Origin of the sequence: Mycobacterium angelicum (assembly GCF_002086155.1) — a bacterium.
Classification (GTDB): domain Bacteria; phylum Actinomycetota; class Actinomycetes; order Mycobacteriales; family Mycobacteriaceae; genus Mycobacterium; species Mycobacterium angelicum.
This window is the reverse complement of record NZ_MVHE01000128.1, coordinates 1-6,071: the sequence shown is the minus strand read 5'-3', so window position 1 is coordinate 6,071 and position 6,071 is coordinate 1. Positions and strand designations below refer to the sequence as shown.

The window sequence follows — 6,071 nt, the reverse complement described above, 5'->3', positions numbered from 1 at the left end:
CCACCGCCGCCGCCGATGGCCCCGCCGACGCCTGTCGGCGGGCCGCCCGAACCGCCCGAGCCGCCGCCCGCACGGCCCGAGTTGCCCCGGAAGCAGGCCGAGCCCCCGCCGGACGCGATGCCGGCCGGCGGCGCCTCGTCGGCCGGACCCAAAGCAACGGCGCCCCCGATGCCGATCGCCGGACCGGCGCCAATCCGGCCGGCCGCGTCCGAAGCGCCGCAGGCCCCTCCCCCGATGCCCATCGGCGGACCGCCCACCCCGCCGGCTGCTCCCGAGCCGCCGTCTCCGCCCGAACCGCCTGCAGTGGAACCCGAACCGGCGGCGGCGGGACCCGAGCCGGCGCAAGCTTCCGCCGAACCCCAAGTGGCAGAAGCTAAACCACCCGCTCCACCGATGCCGATCGGTGGGCGGCCACCGGTGTCAGCGGAACCGCCGCAGGCCGAGCCGGAACCGCCACAGGCGGAGCCAGAGCCGCCGCCGGCCAAGCCGGAACCGCCGCAAGCCGCGGCTGGACCGCTGCCCGAACCGTCGGCGCCGCCCGAATCGCCGAAGGCAGCGGTCGAACCACCCAAGGCAGCGGTCGAACCACCGGCGCCGCCCGAACCGCCGAAGGCGTCGGTCGAACCGCGGCCGGCGCCGCCACAACCTCCGCCGGCACCCCCGAAGCCGCCGTCGGTGGTACCGCAACCCCCGTCGGTGCTACCGAAGCCACCACAGCAGTCAGCAGGAGCGCCGCCGATGCCCGCCGGACCGCATCGGCCGGTCCAGCATCCGGCTCCGCCACCGCCCCGCCCGGGTGCCCATGAACGGCCGTCGGGTCCGATACCCGCCACCCGACCCCTGCCAATCGGGGGGCCGATCGGAGAATCGGAGCCGCCGCGTCAGGCCCCGCTCGAGCGGCCGCCGGCCGGCGGACCACCCCACGCCCCGGACGCGCCCTCGCTACCGCGCCGGCCGCGCGTCGCCGGTCCCCCGCAACCGCCGCCCATTCCGCCGCCGCCGCCGCCGCAAACCCCGCCGACGCCGCGGGTGCGACGGCACCGCTATCGCGAAGACGACGACAGCGCCACCCCGTTCGCATGGCTGCCCCAGGGTGGGGCTGCGCAGCCTCCGCCCGCCGACACCACTCCTCTTGCCACACAAGGTGATTCGGCACCCGAGCCAACCATCGGCCGGCGCGCCAGGCGGCGCGCCGAGGAGGCCGCCGCGGCTCAGTCCCCGCCACCGCAACCGCCAGTGGCACCGCAGCCGCCCCCGGCACCGCAACCCCGCGCCGCCGCGCCGCAACCGCTCATCGAGCCCGTCCCGGTAACTGCGCAGCCGACGCCCGTGAAGCCCGGCAAGCTCGTCTCGAAACGAGGCTGGCGGCGCTGGGTGCACAAGCTGACCCGCATCAACTTCGGCCTCACCCGCGACGAGAAGTACGAGTTGGACCTGCATACCCGGGTGGCCAGAAAGCCGCGCGGTTCCTATCAGATAGGGGTGCTTGGCCTCAAGGGCGGCGCCGGCAAGACGACCACCACCGTCACACTGGGCACGACGCTCGCGCAGGTCCGCGGCGACCGCATCCTGGTCCTGGACGCGGACCCCGGCGCGGGAAACCTGGGCGAGCGCGCGGGCCGTACGTCGCCGTCGTCCATCGCCGATCTGCTCGCGGACAGGGACTTGTCGCACTACAACGACATCCGCGCGCACACCAGCGTGAACGCAGCCAATCTCGAGATACTGCCGGCCGCGGAATACACCGCCGCCAAACGCGGGCTCAGCGGACAGGACCTACGTCTGGCCGTCGACACCGTCTCGAAGTTCTACAACCTGGTGCTGGCCGACTGTGGCGCTGGCCTGTTCGACCCGGTGACACTCGGGGTGCTGGAAACGGCGTCGGCGATCGTGATCGTGACCAGTGTGTCGGTCGACAGCGCCAAGCAAGCCGAGATCGCCCTGGACTGGTTGCGCAACAACGGATACCAGGATCTGCTGAGCCGCGCCTGCGTCGTCATCAACCACGTCGCACTGGGCGAAACCAACGTCGCCGAAAAGCAATTGGTGCGGCAGTTCGAAGAACAAGTTCAGCCCGGACGCGTTGTGCTGCTTCCGTTCGACAAGCACATCGCGACCGGCGCCGAAATCCAGCTGGACCAGGTGGGCCCCGTCTATCGGCGACGGGTGCTCGAGCTGGCCGCAGCGCTGTCCGACGATTTTGAAAGGGCTGGACGTCGTTGAGCGCACCTGCTGTTGCTACCGGCTCGACCGCCGCGGGGGCCACTCCCGCCAGACCCGCCACCACCCGGGTGACGATCCTTACCGGTAAACGGATGACCGATTTGGTGCTGCCGGCGGCAGTGCCGATGGAAACCTACATCGACGAAACCGTCGCGGTGCTGGCCGATCTGCTGGAAGACACCCCGGCCGATATCCTGGCCGGCTTCGACTTCGGCGCCCAGGGCGTGTGGACGTTCGCGCGGCCGGGTTCGCCGCCGCTGAAGCTCGACCAGTCGCTGGACGAGGCCGGCGTGGTCGACGGCTCCTTGCTCACCCTGGTATCGGCGAGCCGCACTGAGCGGTATCGCCCGCTGGTCGAGGACGTCATCGACGCCATCGCGGTGCTCGACGAATCGCCGGAATTCGACCGCAGGGCGTTGGACCGGTTCATCGCCGTGGCGATCCCGGTCCTGTCCGTGCCCGTTACCGCCGTCGCGATGTGGGCGTGGTGGGCCACCGGGCGCAGTCTGTTCTGGCCACTGGCCATCGGCCTGGTGGGCATCGCGGTACTGACGGCAAGTTTTGTGGCACACCGGTTCTACCAGAATGCGCATCTCTCCGAGTGTCTGCTGCTGGCGGGCTATCCGCTGATCGCGGGTGCGGCGGCCATAGCGGTCCCGCTGCCACGCGGGGTCACCTCATTGGGCGCACCCCAGCTGGCCGGCGCCGCGACCGCCGTCTTGCTGTTGACACTCATGACGCGCGGCGGCCCACGCCAGCGCCACGAGCTGGGCTCGTTTGTCGTGATCACGATCATCGCGGCGATTTTTGCCGCGATCGCATTCGGCTATGGCTACCAGCACTGGGTGCCGGCCGGCGCGATCGCCTTCGGGCTGTTCATCGTGACGAACGCGGCCAAGCTGACTGTGGCCGTCGCGCGGATCGCCTTGCCGCCGATTCCCGTTCCGGGTGAAACCGTGGACAACGAGGAATTGCTCGATCCCGTCGCAGCCGATCAGGCCACCAGCGACGAGACGCCGACCTGGCAGGCCATCATCGCGTCGGTGCCGGCGTCGGCCGCCCGGCTCACCGAACGCAGCAAACTGGCTAAGCAGCTGCTGATCGGCTATGTCACGGCCGGCACCCTGATCCTGGCGGTCGGTGCGATCGCGGTGCTGGTCCGCGGCCACTTCTTCATCCACAGCCTGGTGGTGGCGGGGCTGATCGCGGTGATCTGCGGATTCCGCTCGCGGCTGTATGCCGAACGGTGGTGCGCCTGGGCGTTGCTGTCAGCCGCCGTCGTCATTCCGACGGGTTTGGCGGTCAAGCTCACCCTCTGGTACCCGCACTATGCATGGATGATGCTGGCGATCTACGTCGGCGGCGCGGTGGTCGCGCTGGTGATCATCGGTTCGATGGCGCAGGTGCGCCGCGTGTCGCCGGTGATGAAGCGGCTGCTGGAGTTGCTCGACGGCGCCATGGTGGCGTCGATCATTCCGCTGCTGCTGTGGATCACCGGGGTCTACGACCTGGTGCGCAACATCCGCTTCTAGCGCAGGCTAGAGGGAGCTGGTTCCCGAACTCGACGACGTGCTGCCACCGGCCGCGCGCGGTGGGCCGGCCAAGGGAACTCCGCCCAGCATCTCGGCACTTCCGGCAGAAGCTCCCGACGCGGCTCCGGCGGCGGCTTCCTCCTGCGCCACGCTCTCGGCCTGTTCCTCGGTTTCATCGTCCTTCTTGGCTTCGTCAGCCGGCTTGTGGTCGCCGGCGTCCGGCGCCGGCGCGCCGCCCTGCGATCCCTGCTGACCGGCTTGCTGCGCGCTCTGGCTGATGGTCTGCACGATCGGGGACATCTGCTGGCCCATCTGGGCGCCCATCGGGGCGAGCGTCACCAGCTGCGGGATCGTCGCGGCGATGCGTGGCGCCAGGGCAGCGGCCTGCACGCCTACCGCGGCTCCGACCTGTGCTGCCACCGCTGCCGGGGCACCGAGCAGCGCTGCGGCCGCCCCCTCCGGCGCCCCCGCGGCACCCATCAATTTGGCCGCGGCACCCGCCACGCCTCCGGCAGCGCCGGCTCCCAGCGCGTTGGCTCCCAGCGCATTCATCGCCTGGCCGGCCGAGTCGAAGCCGAACTGCTTCATGGCGGCGCCCAGCGATTGGTCGGCTTTGGCGTAGATGTCCGCGGCGGTCGACATGCTGGTGGCCGTGCGCTTGAGGGCGGCGGTCACGCCCGGCATCCCGTCGGAAACCAACGATTCGATGCCCGGCATGGTCTCGTTGATCGCTGCCGACACCGGGTCCGCCCCGGTCGCCGCGATCGGAGCGGGCGGCGTCGGAAAGGTCAGCTCGGTGAGCTTGCTCGCCGCCGAAATGAGGCGGGCGGGATCGACGGCTAGCGGTTCAGCCATCGCGCAATCCCTTCTCTACGTAACCCATCAGCAAATTTTACCCGAGGTGTGCGGACCGCCATTGCGGCAATTTCTGCACTTATGCGGCGCCGGTGAGCGCGCTGTCCAGCAGCGTTGCGACGTAACGCCAGTACATCCAGTCGGCGATCGCCGGACGCTGCGCCTCCGCGTCGGCTGCGCTGTGCGCGTGGTGCAAGGCCAACTCCTGGGAGTGCACAGCAAAGGCGTGGAACGCCCGCAGGTGGGCGACCTCGCGACCACTGGCCGAGCTGGTCATCGGCTTCATCAAGTCGAACCAGAACATATGCCGCTCGTCGTCGGGCGGATTCTCGGCGGCCGGTGCCGGCGGCAGCAGGTCGATCAACCGCAGGTCATCGGTGTCCGCCAGCTGCGCCGCCGCCGACGGGTCCACCACCTCCAGCCGCGACCGGCCGGTCATTTTGCCGGTCTCCGGGATGTCGTCGTCTACGAGCACGATCTTGGCCGCACCCGGATCGGAGTTGGCCAGCTGCTCCGCGGTGCCGATCACGGCCCGCAGCTTGAGGTCGTGGTAGGCCGCCCAGCCCTGCACGGCCATGATCGGATAGGTGGCCGTTCGTGCCTTCTCGTCGGCGGGAATCGCATGGTCGGCGCTGGCCATGTAGACCTTGGCCGGCAACTGCACCTCGTCGGGGATGTAGGCCAGCCCGTAGCTGTTGGCCACCACGATCTCCCCGTCGGTGGTTACCGCGGTGATCCAGAAGAATCCGTAGTCACTTTCCCTGCGGACATCGGCCGCATTCAATGCGGCCGCGATGCGCCGGGCCAATCGCAACGAGTCGTCCTTGCTGCCACGGCGCGCGGCCGCGGCGGCAGCGTCGCGTGCCCTGCGGGCCGCCGACACCGGGATCGACGGCGACGGCGTGATCGAATCCACCGACTCCGGCTTGTCTTTGTCGCGATCGTCGGGACGCTCGGGTGGGGGTGCCGGGCGCGCGGGAGGGGCGGTACGCGCGGACGCGGCCCGGGGGGTCGCCGTTGCCGGTGCTTTGCCGGTCGGGCCCAACGGTGCCCGTCCGCCTGCAGCACGCGAACCCGCGCCGGAGGCCGCGGCCGTCCCCGCACTCTGGCCCGAGCCGGTTGAGCCACCGCCTCCGCCCGATCCGAACCCGCCCGCGCGGGGGGCCGCCGCCGGCATGCCGCCGGCCGCCGCCGGTGCCACCGCCGCCGAGGAGTCGTCGCGGGACGGACCCCCCGAGGCGGGGGCGCCGTGATGACTGGGCGCCGTGGGCGTCTCGGTGGCCGCCGCCGGCTTGACATGGGCCGGCTCGGTTCCCGGGCCGCCCGGCGTGGTGCCGGGACCCGACGGCGCCGACGGCTGGTCCGGCGACGGCGGTCCAATGGGGGCCGGTGCAGGAGCCGGGGCTGGTGCGGGAGCCGGGTGCACCGGCGCCGGCGCCGGCGCGGGCTCCGGGGTGGGTG

3 protein-coding genes and 1 pseudogene are annotated in these 6,071 nt (G+C 71.2%); 2 read left to right on the top strand and 2 right to left on the bottom strand.

Features of this window, described 5'->3' with window-relative positions; genetic code table 11:
• The first annotated feature begins 15 nt into the window (after positions 1–15).
• Positions 16–2,223: a MinD/ParA family ATP-binding protein gene (locus BST12_RS35040; protein ID WP_211281384.1), complete on the top strand. Its 2,208-nt coding sequence runs from the start codon at positions 16–18 to the stop codon at positions 2,221–2,223.
• A complete protein-coding gene (gene eccD / locus BST12_RS28175) occupies positions 2,220–3,755 on the top strand; it encodes a type VII secretion integral membrane protein EccD (protein WP_083116459.1) in 1,536 nt (511 codons plus the stop codon). Before BST12_RS35040 ends, eccD begins: the two co-directional genes overlap by 4 nt.
• Positions 3,756–3,761: 6 nt before the next feature.
• Here eccD and BST12_RS28170 read toward each other — a convergent pair whose 3' ends face one another.
• Entirely contained in the window at positions 3,762–4,610 is an 849-nt protein-coding gene (locus tag BST12_RS28170; RefSeq protein ID WP_083116458.1) for a hypothetical protein, read from the bottom strand.
• 79 nt (positions 4,611–4,689) lie between these two features.
• A pseudogene (locus tag BST12_RS28165) lies at positions 4,690–6,071 on the bottom strand (secretion protein EspK); the annotation flags it as partial.

Bases quoted from the DNA above. Each gene is read 5' to 3' on its own strand.
- BST12_RS35040 (WP_211281384.1), top strand. From the start codon at position 16: ATGGCCCCGCCGACGCCTGTCGGCGGGCCGCCCGAACCGCCCGAGCCG.
- BST12_RS28170 (WP_083116458.1), bottom strand. From the start codon at position 4,610: ATGGCTGAACCGCTAGCCGTCGATCCCGCCCGCCTCATTTCGGCGGCG.